Annotated in this window: 15 protein-coding genes; 9 read left to right on the top strand and 6 right to left on the bottom strand. The window is 48.4% G+C overall.

Features of this window, described 5'->3' with window-relative positions:
* Window positions 1–75: 75 nt before the first annotated feature.
* From ABDW72_RS01230 to ABDW72_RS01205, 6 genes are all read right to left on the bottom strand, one after another.
* Window positions 76–540 carry a hypothetical protein gene (locus ABDW72_RS01230; protein ID WP_347156616.1) on the bottom strand — a complete coding sequence of 155 codons (465 nt, stop codon included), beginning with the start codon at window positions 538–540 and terminating at the stop codon, window positions 76–78.
* A gap of 38 nt (window positions 541–578) precedes the next feature.
* Window positions 579–1,148 (bottom strand): DUF1572 domain-containing protein, encoded by a 570-nt coding sequence (locus ABDW72_RS01225; protein WP_347156615.1) that lies wholly within the window; start codon window positions 1,146–1,148, stop codon window positions 579–581.
* A 118-nt stretch (window positions 1,149–1,266) separates the two neighbouring features.
* Window positions 1,267–1,812 carry a VanZ family protein gene (locus ABDW72_RS01220; RefSeq protein ID WP_347156614.1) on the bottom strand — a complete coding sequence of 182 codons (546 nt, stop codon included), beginning with the start codon at window positions 1,810–1,812 and terminating at the stop codon, window positions 1,267–1,269.
* 152 nt (window positions 1,813–1,964) lie between these two features.
* Window positions 1,965–2,597, bottom strand: a complete 633-nt coding sequence (locus tag ABDW72_RS01215; protein ID WP_347156612.1) for a hypothetical protein — start codon at window positions 2,595–2,597, stop codon at window positions 1,965–1,967.
* A 76-nt stretch (window positions 2,598–2,673) separates the two neighbouring features.
* Entirely contained in the window at window positions 2,674–3,240 is a 567-nt protein-coding gene (locus tag ABDW72_RS01210) for a hypothetical protein (RefSeq protein WP_347156611.1), read from the bottom strand.
* A gap of 398 nt (window positions 3,241–3,638) precedes the next feature.
* The gene (locus ABDW72_RS01205) at window positions 3,639–4,649 is read right to left on the bottom strand and encodes a glycosyltransferase family 61 protein (protein ID WP_347156610.1); all 1,011 of its coding nucleotides are present in this window, start codon (window positions 4,647–4,649) and stop codon (window positions 3,639–3,641) included.
* Between the two features lie 298 nt (window positions 4,650–4,947).
* On the opposite strand from ABDW72_RS01205, the gene pseB reads away from it, so the two are divergent.
* The 9 genes from pseB (at window position 4,948) to ABDW72_RS01160 (ending at window position 15,614) form a co-directional block, all read left to right on the top strand.
* Window positions 4,948–5,967 (top strand): UDP-N-acetylglucosamine 4,6-dehydratase (inverting), encoded by a 1,020-nt coding sequence (gene pseB, locus ABDW72_RS01200; protein ID WP_347156609.1) that lies wholly within the window; start codon window positions 4,948–4,950, stop codon window positions 5,965–5,967.
* Between the two features lie 84 nt (window positions 5,968–6,051).
* The gene (gene pseC, locus ABDW72_RS01195) at window positions 6,052–7,263 is read left to right on the top strand and encodes a UDP-4-amino-4,6-dideoxy-N-acetyl-beta-L-altrosamine transaminase (protein WP_347156608.1); all 1,212 of its coding nucleotides are present in this window, start codon (window positions 6,052–6,054) and stop codon (window positions 7,261–7,263) included.
* Window positions 7,260–8,150, top strand: coding sequence for an aldo/keto reductase (locus ABDW72_RS01190; RefSeq protein ID WP_347156607.1), 891 nt, complete (start codon window positions 7,260–7,262; stop codon window positions 8,148–8,150). The genes pseC and ABDW72_RS01190 overlap by 4 nt, the downstream gene beginning before the upstream one ends.
* Window positions 8,147–8,935, top strand: coding sequence for an SDR family NAD(P)-dependent oxidoreductase (locus ABDW72_RS01185; protein WP_347156606.1), 789 nt, complete (start codon window positions 8,147–8,149; stop codon window positions 8,933–8,935). Before ABDW72_RS01190 ends, ABDW72_RS01185 begins: the two co-directional genes overlap by 4 nt.
* Entirely contained in the window at window positions 8,929–9,756 is an 828-nt protein-coding gene (locus ABDW72_RS01180) for a cytidylyltransferase domain-containing protein (protein WP_347156605.1), read from the top strand. Before ABDW72_RS01185 ends, ABDW72_RS01180 begins: the two co-directional genes overlap by 7 nt.
* Window positions 9,746–11,233, top strand: coding sequence for a UDP-2,4-diacetamido-2,4,6-trideoxy-beta-L-altropyranose hydrolase (gene pseG / locus ABDW72_RS01175; RefSeq protein ID WP_347156604.1), 1,488 nt, complete (start codon window positions 9,746–9,748; stop codon window positions 11,231–11,233). Before ABDW72_RS01180 ends, pseG begins: the two co-directional genes overlap by 11 nt.
* A 3-nt stretch (window positions 11,234–11,236) precedes the next feature.
* Entirely contained in the window at window positions 11,237–12,280 is a 1,044-nt protein-coding gene (pseI, locus tag ABDW72_RS01170) for a pseudaminic acid synthase (protein ID WP_347156603.1), read from the top strand.
* A gap of 3 nt (window positions 12,281–12,283) precedes the next feature.
* Window positions 12,284–13,564 (top strand): hypothetical protein, encoded by a 1,281-nt coding sequence (locus ABDW72_RS01165; RefSeq protein WP_347156602.1) that lies wholly within the window; start codon window positions 12,284–12,286, stop codon window positions 13,562–13,564.
* 46 nt (window positions 13,565–13,610) lie between these two features.
* Complete coding sequence (locus tag ABDW72_RS01160; RefSeq protein WP_347156601.1) at window positions 13,611–15,614, top strand: LamG-like jellyroll fold domain-containing protein; 2,004 nt, start codon at window positions 13,611–13,613, stop codon at window positions 15,612–15,614.
* Window positions 15,615–15,628: the final 14 nt, after the last annotated feature.

Raw genomic sequence — 15,628 nt, 5'->3', positions numbered from 1 at the left:
CGCTTACAGTTTTGCGGCTATTTTATAGGGAAAGCCGGTTCTTTGATCAACTGCTCAGGTACACCTTACTGAAAGCTATTGATGCACCTTAACATACTTTTCAATTGTTGTTCTGTCTACACCTGCCTCTGCCACCTTTTCAATGCCGCGCTGCACGAGGGTATCATTCTGAATGCTAACCTGAAAGGTAAAATCATTTCCTTCCCAGTCTCTGGCGCTGCAATACTGCAAATGCTCCGTATACAAGCTATCCTTGAGCGCATATTCACCTCCTCCGGCAACAAAGACAGCTGTGTCTTTCCCCTGAGCCAGATCATGCTGTAAAAAAGCAAAATGTGTCTCATTGATGATCTTGATAAAAGATTGATTTTTTGTGTAATCCGTCACTGTGGTATCACCTTTCTCTATTAAGGTGGCGTTCAGGAGCTGCCATGTCCCTACCATCGACATAGGTGACGGCTTCATCGCACTTTGTTTCGCTTCTGTGCCGCAGGACAGGAGGACGGTACTAAGCACGATCAAAGAAGCTATTATTTTCATGTTGTGGGTTATGGATTTTGGAACAGAGTTAGCACCCATTATACTTCTTTGTGGAGAGACTCGTCCGTAAAATGTTCGTTATGTTTTGGCTGCGAAAACTTTTCCTGGTTGAAAGCTTTTGACTTTCCACGCGGAATAGAGAGCGATGTCCACTGCGCGTTGCGCACCATTTTCCCTATAAACACAATTTGCCCTATATGATAGGGGTAATGGGCAAGCTGCCTGTTTATAGCTTCCATCACCGTGTGTCCTTGATTCCGGATGTAAATGGTAGTGCCAAAATTATCTTCATTGACAGACCCAAGTGCACTAAATAAGCAACTCCACCCCTCATTCCATTTGGCTAATAGTTCTGCCCTGCTTTTAATGCTGTTCTCAAATTCTGCCTCTCTATCACGCCACTCCTTTTCTCCGTCTGTAGCTAAAAAGTCTGTCCACCGAGACAGCATATTCCCCCATAAATGCTTCACGATAACAGCGATGCTATTACTCTCTTCATTATACTGCCAGAATAGCTGATCATCTGTCAATTGTTCAAATGTTTTATCACCGAGCATTTTATAATACTCGAATTGCTTTCTAACGCTGATCAGATACTCTGCTGTCATGGTAAGTTCTATTTAAACGAAAACAGGTACTCGTGGATAGTATAAGAAGCAGGCATTTACACAGAGTTGTGCATCGTTATTCTTGTTTTCAGCATGTTCTTAAAACACGATTTCATCCTTATTGATAGCGTATTGGTAGCATGTCCATTTTTAGTAGAGAGAGCAATACAATCATCAATACGGTGCCGGTAGCTGCCACAATGTTTACGAATTTTTGTGCTTTCACGCTACTTTTAAAGATTGCTTCAATGGCTCTCAATATCAGTAATCCAACAACACCACCTACAGTATTTGTAATAAGATCGGTAACATCAAAAGCGCCAACTTTCAGGATATATTGAAGTCCTTCAAATGTTAAACTAACCAAGAAAAAGAAGAAAAGCTGCTTCCAGAAAGGCCATCGCTTAAACAAAATGCCTGCATATATACCAAGTGGTATAAAAATCAGGACATTCAGAATCATTTCGCTAAAATCAACTTTACCGTTTAAGATTAAAGGCTCATGAAACGGAATCAGGTTTACACTCCTGTTTTCCATATAAGAAAAACGGACACCTAGCTTTAATACTAAGATCCAAAATAAAGCAAGCAGGTAAATAACAAATAACACAAGCGTCAACCTGTTCGCTATAGTATTATCGGTTCGATTGTCCTGCAAATTCATGTTTATGGATATCTCAGCTTTTTATAATTGCTTATTTAGGAAAACCTTGAGCTTTCACTCTGTTTTCGAAAAATTGCTCATAACGATTGGTATAGGCTATGAGTGAGGCAAAGCCGAACATGGAACCTGTGCAGTGTTAGCAGTTATAGTTTTCATACTTGTTGAAAGGTGAATCCTTTTCCGACAAAGTAGCTATCGCCCATAATTAGGAGTTTCAAATCTTTATCTTCAACTACCCACTGTTCACCATCCCATCTTTTCGGCTCAGAGCTACCATAGTAATACGGCTCCGTATTATTCTTTTTGAGGACTCTATGATAGTAATCAAGTATTTCCATAGGTCCATTTGCAAAAAGCCCGTTACTCTCGTTACAAAGTCCGAAGAAGAATGAGCTAATATATTTTTCTACATCAAACCACTTCTCAAAAATTGCTCTATGGGTTTTAAAGATGTCGGCTATAAGCTTATCTGGATTATCAGCTTTCTTTTTGAAGTATAGACTTGTATGGTTTTGGGTGAACTCCCACAGTAAGAAATGGTCAGAATAGAATTCCAGATTATTTGCCCAATCCACAACAATCTTCTGGTCTCTTAATCCATCTATCTGTAGCTCCCACAATTGATTAGGTTTATCTTCATCCCCTAAATCAAGAGAAAACTCTACTTTAAGGTCATCAGCATAATAGTCAAGGGATATGATTTTAATTCCGCCTTCATCTTGGAATTCACCTGTATCGATGATTTCTTCAAATTTTTTGGGTAAAATGTTTTTAATCAATTTCATCGTTTCTATTGCTGCTAACGGATTTGGCTATGAAGTGGCATAGCTACTTTATAGCTATGGTTGGCACAATTGTTTTTTAAGCGACAGGAGCAAGTGTTTTTTCCATCACCACCCACTTCCCCTTTACTTTTTTTATTCTTAGCGTTCCACCACCAGAAGCCATGTCTCCAGACCACTTTCTGTAGTAAAGTATCCCTTCCCTGAAATTTGAATCGAAGAGAACTCTTGATAGCGTGAACCATCTATACATACACTCCTCACCTTCTTGCAGGTCCAAGCGGATAGGCTGCTGTAGCTTCTCTTCTGCCGCAGGGGTAAACCTATACCTGGGGAAATCTACGAACCTTGTAATATTATGAGGTCGCTCTTCCAACGCTACTGTGACGAACTCTTCTAACGGCTCTTTCTCCTTTCCACTGTTATCTATAGCTTCCAGATTTCTATAAAGAAAGAAGACAGCCTGCTCAGCATTTTGCTCCCTTAACTTTCTATAGTAGAAAGTAGTATCCGCAATTTCATTGAACACATCATTGTATGCCCTTAACTCTTCCTGATAGTACTTATCAGATTCTACAAACGATTCTTCGTCTGTACATCCAACCAGAGTTAGCATGACTAAAATCGCTGTAATTACCTGTTTCATTCATCTATTACATTTTTGCCAACTACTAGGAAAGCGTGAACATACGGTTATTGACATTGTGTGCGAACGTATGGGAATCTGTTAACAGACATTCTGTGATTATCCTTCGCCTGTTTCTCAAAATTATCCTCTCCTTAGTATATTCTTTAACTAATATAAAGATTAATCACAGGTTTTCAAGATGCCTGATGATCTCTTACAGTGAATAGATGGTTTGGTGGAATAAAGCCAAGTAGTGATGGAGCCGTAAGCAGTAGTGAAACATAGGAAGTAGCCTTGAATACTTTCCTCCAAAACCTGCTAAATGGAGCTTCAAACAAGTATTTATACTTAGCTGCAGGAAGTGCCGATTACATTATCCGCTGAACTATGTATCAATCCGCTGGGCTTTTTATATACTACCCTTTTACTTGCTCCTGCAGCCAGTGCGCCACTTCTGATACACACACCGTAAAGTTCTCCTGTGCATCTCCTGGCGAGCCGATTACTGCCGAATAGCCAAAGCCCAGCCCTTTACAGAGCAGGAAGTAATGCGTTTTGATCTGGCTGGCCGGATGAAGCTCCAATACTTGACACTGTGCAGCAAAAAGCAGGTTGGTTAGGCCAGCGCCGTGCGGAGCCACCACTGCTTCCGCGTTGTAGAATAGCTGCACCTGCTGTTGATAGCTCAGTTCCTCGGCCCGCACCACTTCAAAGCCATACTGTTCCAGCACCGGCAGCAGCTCGGATTCATTCTGCACACGTCGCTTAGAGGCATTTGCTCTGCTAATATAGAGCCGGCGCCCGGAAGTATGGCCCTGCACAGCAAAACCCCGCCAGATGTTCTCGCGCAGCCAGTTGCTGATAGCCACAGGCAAATAACCGCTTTGCGCACCGGCCACAAAAGAGGGAAGTATAAATTCTTCTACCTGCCACTTCTCATACTTGCCGATAAATACCGCAGAGGCATGACGGTACGGTTGTAGTATAAATTGCAGAGTTTGCAGTTGGTAGGCCGGCAGGTCCTGCCGCATAATAATATAAAGGGGTGCTTGGGTTGTTTGCAGCACATAGAAGAGCCGCGGCAGGCAATCTATAAACCAGTGGTAATTGCTGTTGCCCGACCAGGGCAGGTGCAACACAGAAGTATAAAGGCCCTGTTTATACTTGGGCAGCAGCAGCGCAGGTGTTTTGAAAGCAGCAGATTTGGCCAGGCGGCTCCCATCAAACACCGACTCCAGCACAATGCGGCCCTGCTGCACCAGTGCCCCGGAATTACCCAGAAACGCTACATCCTGCAGGGGCACCAGGTACTGCTCACGCTGCCGGTACCCCAGGCTATAATCAATGCTATAGTTAAAACTGGCCGCCGCCTGCTCCAGGAAAGTGGTCTCCTCCTTATTAAACCTGACCAGGTAACCGGGAGCCATTATCTTTTTGGATGAATGATGGAACACGGAAACTGTGCGAAAATAATAACCAGCAGCATGTAGCAGCCGGAAGAGAAGCATTTTAAGCATACGGGAGCAAGTATAACCGAAAGGTACAAAGATAAGTATTCCTGGTGTGAAGGAGACTGCCTAGACAGATCCCTCGGCTCGCCCTTCCGGCACACCTGCAAGTATAACAATTTAACCATTCCGCCGGCAAACAATTCATCTCTTGTATCTAAATTAAGTATCTTGCAACACAAATGGGCAGCAATAGTCCCCAAGTATAACAGAAAGCATGGCATTAGACCTCAATCATAAGTCTATATTAGTGACGGGCGGCACGGGCTCGTTTGGCAAAAAATTTGTGGAGATGGTTTACGCGCGTTTCCCGGATGTGAAGCGCCTGGTGATCTACTCCCGCGACGAACTGAAACAGTTCGAAATGTCGCAGGTTTTTCCGCACAGCAAGTATAACTCTATCCGTTATTTTATTGGTGATGTGCGCGATGGCGCCCGTTTTAAGCGAGCCTGCGAAGGCATCGACATCATTGTGCATGCTGCCGCCATGAAGCAGGTACCAGCCGCCGAATACAACCCCATGGAGTGCATTAAAACGAATGTACTGGGCGCTGAAAACATCATCAACGCCGCATTGGACTGCGGCGTGAAAGACGTGGTGGCGCTTTCTACTGACAAAGCGGCTGCTCCTATCAACCTGTATGGCGCTACCAAGCTTTGCTCCGACAAGCTTTTTGTAGCCGCGAATAACATGAAAGGCAAGCGCGACATCCGGTTTTCGGTGGTGCGCTATGGCAACGTCATCGGCTCCCGCGGCTCGGTGGTTCCCTTTTTCCTGAAGAAGCGGGCTGAAGGCGTGTTGCCGATCACGCACCCTGACATGACGCGCTTCAATATTTCGCTGGAGGAAGGTGTGCAACTGGTATTTCATGCACTGGAGCACCACTGGGGCGGCGAGATCTTTGTGCCTAAAATTCCCTCTTATGTGATCACCGACTTGGCCGAAGCGATTGGTCCCGACTGCAAGCAGGAGATCGTTGGTATCCGTCCGGGCGAAAAGCTGCACGAAGAAATGATCACTGAAACAGACTCGCTAAACACTGTAGAGTTGGACAAGTATTATGTGATTCTTCCCTCCACGCCTACCTGGACAACTGAAGAGTTTCTGGAAACGCACAAGGGCAAGCTGGTGGAGCTGGGCTTTAAGTATAACTCCGGCACGAACAGCGAGTGGCTGAACGTAGAGCAGCTGCGCGACCAGATCCGCCAGCATGTAGATCCGAACTTTGCAGTTTAAGGAATGTTCCTTCAAAGGCTTAGAACGATACCTGAGCTCAACGCATATTTTCTAACGCTTTAACTCTCTAATTTTCTAACTCAGATGCCCACGCCAGTACCTTCAGAACCGTCGCAGCACAAGCCTATCCCCTATGGCCGGCAGCACATCACGCAGGACGACATCGATGCCGTCGTGGAAACACTGCAGTCGGATTACCTGACGCAGGGGCCGAAGGTAGTTGAGTTTGAGCAGGCGTTTGCCCGATATGTGGACGCTACGTATGCTGTGGCCGTTAGTAACGGCACCGCCGCGTTGCACCTAGCAGCGCTGGCGCTGGGCGTAAACGAAACTTCCCGCGTCATCACCACGCCCATTACCTTTGCCGCTTCGGCCAACTGCGTGCGCTACTGCGGCGGCACCGTGGCTTTTGCCGACATCGACCCCGACACAGCGCTGCTCGACGTGCAAAAAGTGCGGGAGCTATTAGAGCGCCAGCCTAAGGGCTACTACAGCGGCCTCATTCCCGTGGATTTCGGGGGCAACCCCGTAAACCTGGAGGCGTTCCGGCAACTGGCTGATGAATACGGCCTCTGGATTGTAGAGGATGCGGCCCATTCGCCAGGCGGCTTTTTTTACAACAGCAAGGGTACCAAACAGCTGTGCGGCAACGGGCAATTTGCTGACCTGGCCATCTTCTCATTTCACCCCGTAAAGCACATTGCAACGGGTGAGGGCGGCATGATCACCACTAACAACGAGGAGCTATACCAAAAGCTCCTGCAACTGCGCACCCACGGCATCACCCGCGACCCGGAGCTGCTGGAGGAAAACCACGGCGGCTGGTACATGGAAATGCAGAACCTGGGCTACAATTACCGGATTCCGGATATGCTCTGCGCCCTGGGCCTCTCACAGCTGCGACGCGCCGATGCAAACCTGGCCCGCCGCAAAGGCATCGCGAAAGTATACGACGAAGCCTTTGCCGATGTAGCCGGTATAAGCGTGCTGCAAACCAATCCTGCTGCGCTGGGGCCGAACGGTGAAACCGGCCATGCGTATCACCTTTACGTCATCAAAGTAGCAGATCGAAAAGGCCTTTACGACTTTCTGCGGGAGCAAGATATCTTTGCGCAGGTCCACTATATCCCAACGCACACAATGCCCTACTACCGCAACCTGGGATATTCTAAAGGAGACTTTCCGGAAGCGGAGAGCTATTATAGCCAGTGCCTCAGCCTACCCATGTACCCCAGTCTGACGCAGGAGGAACAGGAATTTGTAATAGAAAAGGTAAAGGAGTTTGTGCAAAAGTGACGTTAGCAGCTAAAGGAAAGACACAAAAGCTCATACTTGGTACCGTACAGTTTGGCCTGAACTATGGTATCAGCAACCAGTATGGGCAATTACAGCAGCAGGAAATTAAACAGATCCTGCACGAAGCATATAGGGCAAGTATCCGTACGCTTGATACGGCCGCTGCTTATGGCGAAAGTGAGCAAAACATAGGTGACGCATTGCAAAGTGATTCAGCAGAATTCTGTATCATCTCCAAGTTTCCGCCAGATCGTCCACAAACAAGTATAAGACAAGCACTGGAAGAATCATTGGAGCGGCTTGGCATAGCGCGGCTTCATGGTTATTTGCTACACAGCTACAGCACCTACCAACAAAACCCAGAGGTGCTAAACGAACTGCAAGCAGTAAAAGCATTAGGGTTAGTTGATAAAATCGGCATATCACTTTACCACCCGCAGGAGGCAGAAGAACTTCTGGCGCAGCAAGCACCAATAGATATTGTACAGTTTCCTTACAGCATTTTCGACAGGCGGTTTGAAGAGGTGCTCCCTCGTCTTCGACAGCAGGGTATGGAGGCACACGTCAGGTCCGTATACTTGCAGGGCTTATACTTTCTAGCTCCCGATAAGCTGCCTGCGTATTTTGCTCCCGTCAAGGCAAAACTTACGCAACTGCAACAACTCGCCCATGACAGTAACCTACCTTTAGCAGCTTTGTTGCTAGGATTTGCATTAGCCAATCCAGACATCACAAATGTGGTGATTGGCGTAGAAAGTCTGGAGACGCTGCAGCAAAATGTCAACTATAGCACAACGAACCTTAATAAAACCTTGCTAAAGCAGCTATACCAGTTTAAGGAAGAAAACGAGGCTATCCTTTTGCCGTACCATTGGCCGAATACATGAACAGAAACATCAACGCGCTATTTTCCCTCCAAAACAAAGTTGCTTTAGTTACTGGTGGCTATGGTTATCTGGGCACAGCCATTTCAGAAAGTCTGGTGGAAGCCGGGGCACAAGTATACGTGCTAGGTAGAAGTCAGGATAAATTTGAGGAAGCTTTTAAATATATCACTGCAGGTAAAATCTCTTTTGAGCATTGCGATATTTCCAGCACAGAAAGCGTGCAGCAGGCTTTCAGAAACATTGCGCAGCAAGCAGGAAAACTGGATATATTAGTGAACAATGCCTTCTACTCGAAAGGGCAACAGCCAGAACAGCTATCGGATGAAGAATGGGCTTACGGGATAGACGGTAACCTGAATAGCGTGTACCGTTGCATTCGAGAGGTAATACCTTTTTTAAAGGAACAGGGCGGAAAGATTATTAATGTGTCCTCCATGTATGGCCTGGTTTCGCCGGATTTCAGCATTTATGAGGAAAGCCCGGCTTCTCTTAATCCCCCGCACTATGGCGCAGCAAAAGCGGGCGTGTTACAGTTAACCCGTTATTTCGCCTGCTATTTGGGCAAGTATAACATTAACGTCAATGCAGTAACTCCAGGCCCCTTCCCTAATGAAAAGGTGCAGCAGGACCAAGCCTTTATAGCGCGTCTGGAGAAGAAGAACCCTCTAAGACGGATCGGCACTCCCCAGGATCTGAAAGGAGCATTCGTTTACCTAGCATCAGATGCCTCAGCTTATATGACAGGTCAGAACTTAGTGTTGGACGGAGGCTGGACGGCATGGTAAAAGTGGGAGCTGTCATACAGGTTCGCTTAGGCTCAGAGCGTTTGCCGGGTAAAGCGCTTCTACCTCTCCCCTTTAGCGGAGGTCCTGGCCTGTTAGAACACGTAGTCGGAAGAGCAGCAGCGGCGGCAGCGGTGCAACAGGTGATTGTGGCTACCACAATCTTGGCTTCGGATGATCCGGTTGAAACTTACTGCCATAAAAACGGGATCACATGCTTCAGGGGTTCTGTAGATGATGTGCTGGAACGGTTTGTGCAGGCTGCTGCTGCACACAAGTTAGAAGTTGTAGTCCGGCTGACAGGTGACAATCCGTTCATTATGCCTGCAACTATAAATGAAGCAGTACAGCAGCACCTTCGTAAGCAGGTTGATTATAGTATAACAGAAGGCCTTCCCCTGGGCACAAACATAGAGGTAGTTAGTTTTAAAGCCTTAAAGCAGGCTATGGAAGAAGCCACCGAAACAACCGACCGGGAGCATGTAACCCCTTTCATGAAACGCGGCAGCAACTTTACAACACAGGTGCTGCCCGTTGTCTCTGCAATTAGTAAGCTTCGGCTCACCATCGACTATCCAGCAGACTATGCACTTGCATCCCTTCTCTACAGTAAGCTGTATAAAAAGAATTATAACTTTGATTTTGCAGAACTTGAGCAAGTAGTGCAGGAAAATCCATGGCTGGCTGCCATAAACGAAGAAATTACGCAACGAAAAGCTTTTGCCAGTGAGCAGGAAGAAGTTGCGGAAGCGAAACGTATTCTGAAGCAGGGAGGCTATACCAGGGTACTGCAGAAGTTAGAATCGAACACGCATGACAAATAAGACACGTATCATCTTCCGGGCAGATGGCAACAGCCGGATCGGGCTGGGCCATGTGGTGCGCTCGCTGGCGTTAGCACAGATGCTGCGGGAGGAATTTGAATGTGTGTTTGCCATACAGCAGCCGGGCCAGGCGCTGCAGGAGCAGATAAAACAGGTATGCCACGGCCTCATCATCCTGCCCGCCTGTACCCCCGAAGAAGATCGCTTTATACATGAATTGGAGGCTTATATTGCCCCCGATGTGCTGGTGGTGCTGGATGGTTATACCTTTGGTACGGCTTATCAGCAAAATCTAAAAAGCAAGGGCTGTCTACTGATTTGCATTGACGATATTCACGCCTATCCCTTTGTAGCAGATGTGGTCCTGAACCAGGCCGGAGGCGTAGAAGCTGCCGCGTATACCACGGCTACTTACACCAAACTGCTGCTGGGCCCTACGTATGCGCTTTTGCGGCATCCATTCCTGCAGGCAGCCAAGGCCACTAGAACCTTTCCTGCTGCTCCGTTGCGCGTGCTTCTCAACATGGGAGGTGCTGATCCTGAAAATCATACTTTGCGAGTGGCGCAATCCATATCCCAATGGCCTGGTATCTCAACGATAGAAGTAGTGGTTGGAAGTGCGTATAAACACCGGCAGGAACTACAGCAGTGGCTGGGCCAACAACCGAACTGTATACTACACCAAAACCTGAGCGCCACCGCCATGTGCCAGTTGATGCAGGTATGTGCCCTGGCAGTTACCTCGGCCAGTGGGATCGCCTACGAGTACGCAGCGGTTGGCGGCATGCTCTACATCCTGCAAACAGCTGCTAACCAGCAGGCGCTTTATGATTTTTTAACCAGCACCGGCATAGCCCGCCCGTATGAGCACCTCGAAAAGCAAACAACGCTTCCTGAAAAGCAGGTGTTTGATGAACAAGTAGCGGTACAGCGGCAGCATTTCGATGGTAAAAGCGACATACGGCTGAAACAGGTGTTTGATGCCCTTCGTTTGCAAACCAGCCTGCGCCTCCGTGTAGCAACCGAAAATGACATGTTGCTCCTCCACCAGTGGAACAACGATCCAGAGGTGCGTAGCCGTTCTTTTAATCCTGAGCCCATTTCCCTGGAAAGTCATAGCCATTGGTTTACGGCTAAACTTGCCGATCCCAACAGCATCATTTACCTTGCAATAGTAGAAGGAGAACCTGCTGCCCAGCTTCGCTTTGAGCTGAACAGTACGACTGCTACCATCAGTTACCTGATCAGCAAAGCCTATCGAGGTAAAGGACTAAGCCATACATTGCTGCTGAAAGGAATAGGAAAGCTGAACCACCAACGTCCCGGCCTCCGGATAGTGGAGGGACTGGTACAGCCAGAAAATACCGCTTCGATACGTGCCTTCGAAAAAGCCGGATTTTTAAACGGTACGGCGGCACCACAGCACCCTGGGGCACATCGTTACGTTCTCGAACTGACGCCCCCGAAAGAAGTATAAACTATGAAACACGACATATCCATTGCAGGTCGCCTCGTAGGGCCGGCACAAAAACCGTTCATCATTGCCGAGATGTCGGGCAACCATAACCACTCGCTGGAGCGGGCACTGGCTATTGTGGACGCTGCCGCTGCCGCCGGGGCAGACGCCATCAAGCTGCAAACGTATACGGCTGATACCATGACGCTGCCCGGCGCGCTGACTATCGAGGATGAGAATTCACTCTGGCAGGGACGTGAGCTGTATGATCTGTACCGGGAAGCTTATACGCCCTGGGAGTGGCATAAGCCTCTATTCGAGCGGGCAAAAGAACATGGTCTTATTGCTTTTTCTTCTCCTTTTGATGAAACGGCTGTAGATTTCCTGGAAGAACTGGGAGCACCTGTTTACAAGATCGCCTCTTTCGAGAACACCGACCACCCGCTGTTGCGCAAGGTAGCGGCCACCGGCAAACCAGTGATCGTCAGCACGGGTGCCGCCACTATCTCAGAACTGGATGAGGCGGTGCGGGTGTTGCGCAAAGCTGGTTGTGAGCAGTTTATCCTCCTCAAGTGTACCAGCACCTACCCGGCCACACCTCAGAATACCAACCTGGTCACCATTCCGCATATGCGCGAACTCTTTGGAGTGCAGGTAGGCCTCTCCGATCACACGATGGGCATTGGAGCAGCCGTAGCGGCCGTAGCCTTAGGCGCCACCGTAATTGAAAAGCATTTTACGTTACGCCGTGCCGATGGCGGGGTGGACTCCGCTTTCTCTTTAGAGCCCGAAGAGTTGCGTGCACTGGTAGTAGAATCTGAAAGAGCGCAGCTGGCTCTGGGGCACGTGCAGTATGGCGTGCAGCGGGCGGAGGAGAAAAGCCGCTTGTTTAAACGCTCAGTGTATGCGGCACAAGATATTACTGCTGGCGAGGTCTTCACCAAAGAAAACATCCGGGTTATTCGTCCGGGCCTCGGATTAGCGCCCAAGCATTATGAAGCGCTGCTCGGCAAAGCGGCTTCCCAGAACATCAAAGCCGGGACTCCACTCCGCTGGGACTTAGTATAGCGCATGAACGAGTGGTATAGGCTTTACAGCAACATCCTGCACCTGCACTTCTCAACTGGTTATTACCAGCTGCCGGAGAGTGCCAAGAATACAATTTCGCCTACTAATCCCCTGAAGCGTTTCCTGAAGGTGGCAGGCTATACCGTCGTGCGGCTGTTTGGAAACCTGTTGCAACGGGTAGAGCAACCTACAAAGCTGCAGGGCGCGGTGTGGCTATACGTGGTGAGCCAGAACAATTATGATAGCCTGCAATTGGTGCAGGAAGGTATACCCGACGCTGTTTTTGTAGCCGGACAAAACAAAGAGATCGGCCGCTACAACAGCACGGTAAAACGACTGTCGCTGCGCCGTAAGGTCTTCTACTATTATAAATTTCTGCCGCTGTATTTCCGGTTCCTGAAGCAAAAGCCACATACCACGCTGCGCTTTTATGATATTTTATACGATGCAGTAGGCTTCTATGAAGTATATCGGCGAAAGCTCCGCAAGTATAAACCGGCGGCTATCGTGTTTGCCAACGATCATAATGCGGATGCGCGGGCCATGCTTCTAGCGGCAAATTCACTAGGTATCAAAACCATCTACATCCAGCATGCCAGTGTCAGCCCTATTTTCCCGCCGCTGCACTTTGGATTAAGCCTGCTCGAAGGCCAGGATTCTTTAGACAAGTATAAAATGTGCGGCCCGGTACAGGGGCATGTGGAGCTCATCGGCATGCCCAAAGCAGATGCTTTTGTACATTTCCGAAACCAGCATAACACGATCCGCACCGTTGGCTTAGGCTGCAACCAGCTGGACGACATGGCAGTGATAGCGCAGACGCTTCGCCAGCTAACCCGCGACTTTCCGGGTATCAGCTTTATACTACGCCCCCATCCCCGCGACACGCGGAATTTTACTTCGCTGCAGGCTATCTCTCCTCAAATCAGCCTGTCGTTAGCAGCGCAGGAACAAACCTTTGCTTATCTTCGGAAGTTGGACATGCAGATCAGCGGCACCTCCGGCATTCACTTGGAAGCTGTGCTCCTCAACGTCTGGTCTGTATACTATAACTTTTCCACAACGCAGGCGCTGCACGACTACTATGGGTTTATAACACATGGCCTGGTGGATTCAGCTGCAGATTATGCGGCACTGGCGCACCTGCTTCAGCAACACCAGCAGCAAAAGCCGGACGTATACCTGCGGGCACAGTACTACAACGCCACCATCGGCACGCCTGATGAGGGCCACAGCAGTGAATTAGCGGCCAGATTAATCAAGAATTTTATTGTACCGCATTAGCAATAAGCTATATATTTAAGGATTAATAATAACTCCTGCTATAGCTTTGAAAACCTCTCTACGCATTACCTTTTCTCTTCTCTTTTTCATATCAATTAACACCTGTTTTGCGCAAGGCCCGGGCTATGCATTGCACTTTGATGGCTATGAGGATTATGTAGATTGCACGAGCAGTAATCGTGGCATCACTAACGCGGTAACGGCCGAAGCCTGGGTAAAGACGGGTTCCAATAAATACCATTGGATTCTAGGGAAGTATGACAGAGATTCTGAAAGAGGTTATCACCTGATCATCAAGTATGGCAAAGCAGCTTTTGCAGGAAGAGACGGTTCCGGCGTATACCGAAATTCAGGATACTCGCAGGAATATGTAAATGATAACAACTGGCACCATTTAGCTGGCGTTTGCAACAATGGCACCTGGCAGATCTATGTTGATGGCATACTACAGAGTCAGGACGTAACGGGTTATACCAGTACCTTGCTTTCCAACACGGCCCCGTTTGCTTTAGGTAAAGACTTTGTCTCCAATAACGAAAACTACAGCGGCACCGAAGACGAAGTAAGGGTATGGAACAGGGCCTTGACACAGGAGGAAATCCGCCAACACATGTGCCATAAACTTACCTCTAACGAGCAAACCGGTTTGGTAGCGTACTATAGGTTTGATGATGCCACCGGAAATATAGCGGAGGACTTGAGTCCACTGCGCATCAATGGCACCTTCCGCAACATGAATCCTGCTACAGCGTGGACCTTGTCAGGAGCGCCTGTTGGGGACAAAAGTGTTTACAGATATCCTACTAAGTGGGAATCGTCGCTGGAATTAGTAACTGGCATAGCTAACTTCTCGCTCTGGCAGGCAGAATCTTCCATTAAAGGCTTTCATCTGTACCAGATTGCTGCTGCTCCGGCATCCGTAAACGGAATAACGAATGCAGGTCAAGTAAAAGAGTACTACGGCATTTTTAAAGTAGGCAGTACTGGCAGTAAGTATAAACTTAGGCTAAAGCAGTATTCGCTCTCCTGCGCCCCAAAGCTGTTCAACCGGCAGGATAATGCTGATCCGACCTGGACCGAGGTGGCTGACACGACTATCACTCCTGTACCTATCCTGCTCTATCAAACTACAGCTAACTATGGCGAGTATGCGGCAACCAGCCTGCAGGAAGGTTCAATTAAAATCAACGGTCCTGCTGTCCTTTGCACCGGCGCTACAGCTACTTTGTCGATAGATGCAGCGGAGGGACAGGTAAGCTGGAGCAATGGGGCCACCGGCAACAGCATAGAAATTACACAGGGAGGGACGTATGAAGTCGTAAGAACCTCTAATGGCTGCACCAGCAAGAGCACCTTGCAAGTACAGGAAGTGGCACCGCCTCAAGTGGATTTAGGACCAGATATAGCCGTATGCCCCGGCGGGGTGGTTATGCTTACAGTTCCAAAAGGAATTCCGGGAACAAAGCATTTTTTATGGAGCACCGGTGCTACCACTCCAAATATTGCTGTAACCCTGCCGGGAACCTATCGCTTAACGGTTACCAACGACGCCGGCTGCGAGGCCAGCGACGAAGTGACCATAACCAAGATTCCAACGCCGGCCTATGTTTTTCCGGAAGAAGTGAATACCTGCTATGGGCAGGAGATCACCATCGGTGCAGAAGTAGCCGGCGCCACCTACCAGTGGAATGTCGGGCAAACCACGCCAAAAATTAAGGTTAGCACTCCCGGAGCTTATGAGGTATTCTATACTGTGAGTGGTTGCACCTACAACTTCTCCATCGCGGTTACGGCAGACGAATGCCCGGAAATTCCGAACATCATCACTCCGAACGGCGATGGCAAGAACGATACGTTTGTGGTAAATGGCGTTGAACCCGGCACCCTGCAACTGGAGATTTTCAACCGTTGGGGCAAGTCCATCTATAAAAGTGCGCATTATGCTAACGATTGGGCTGCAGTTGGGGTAACAACAGGTACTTACTATTACCTGTTTACCAGTAGCCGAACAGGTAAAGCTTACAAGGGCTGGTTAGAGGTGGTTAAGTAAGTGCAGCACCGGAG

This window comes from Pontibacter chitinilyticus, from assembly GCF_039748935.1.
GTDB classification, from domain to species: domain Bacteria; phylum Bacteroidota; class Bacteroidia; order Cytophagales; family Hymenobacteraceae; genus Pontibacter; species Pontibacter chitinilyticus.
Note: the sequence above shows the minus strand (reverse complement) of the source record. Positions and strands in the feature narration are given on the sequence as shown.

What these genes read in the sequence shown, in the direction of transcription:
- pseC (WP_347156608.1), top strand. Translation starts at nt 6,052, where the DNA reads ATGCCCACGCCAGTACCTTCAGAACCGTCGCAGCACAAGCCTATCCCC.
- ABDW72_RS01205 (WP_347156610.1), bottom strand. Translation starts at nt 4,649, where the DNA reads ATGGCTCCCGGTTACCTGGTCAGGTTTAATAAGGAGGAGACCACTTTC.
- ABDW72_RS01185 (WP_347156606.1), top strand. Translation starts at nt 8,147, where the DNA reads ATGAACAGAAACATCAACGCGCTATTTTCCCTCCAAAACAAAGTTGCT.
- ABDW72_RS01180 (WP_347156605.1), top strand. Translation starts at nt 8,929, where the DNA reads ATGGTAAAAGTGGGAGCTGTCATACAGGTTCGCTTAGGCTCAGAGCGT.
- ABDW72_RS01230 (WP_347156616.1), bottom strand. Translation starts at nt 540, where the DNA reads ATGAAAATAATAGCTTCTTTGATCGTGCTTAGTACCGTCCTCCTGTCC.
- ABDW72_RS01225 (WP_347156615.1), bottom strand. Translation starts at nt 1,148, where the DNA reads ATGACAGCAGAGTATCTGATCAGCGTTAGAAAGCAATTCGAGTATTAT.
- ABDW72_RS01220 (WP_347156614.1), bottom strand. Translation starts at nt 1,812, where the DNA reads ATGAATTTGCAGGACAATCGAACCGATAATACTATAGCGAACAGGTTG.
- ABDW72_RS01215 (WP_347156612.1), bottom strand. Translation starts at nt 2,597, where the DNA reads ATGAAATTGATTAAAAACATTTTACCCAAAAAATTTGAAGAAATCATC.
- pseG (WP_347156604.1), top strand. Translation starts at nt 9,746, where the DNA reads ATGACAAATAAGACACGTATCATCTTCCGGGCAGATGGCAACAGCCGG.
- pseB (WP_347156609.1), top strand. Translation starts at nt 4,948, where the DNA reads ATGGCATTAGACCTCAATCATAAGTCTATATTAGTGACGGGCGGCACG.
- ABDW72_RS01210 (WP_347156611.1), bottom strand. Translation starts at nt 3,240, where the DNA reads ATGAAACAGGTAATTACAGCGATTTTAGTCATGCTAACTCTGGTTGGA.
- pseI (WP_347156603.1), top strand. Translation starts at nt 11,237, where the DNA reads ATGAAACACGACATATCCATTGCAGGTCGCCTCGTAGGGCCGGCACAA.
- ABDW72_RS01165 (WP_347156602.1), top strand. Translation starts at nt 12,284, where the DNA reads ATGAACGAGTGGTATAGGCTTTACAGCAACATCCTGCACCTGCACTTC.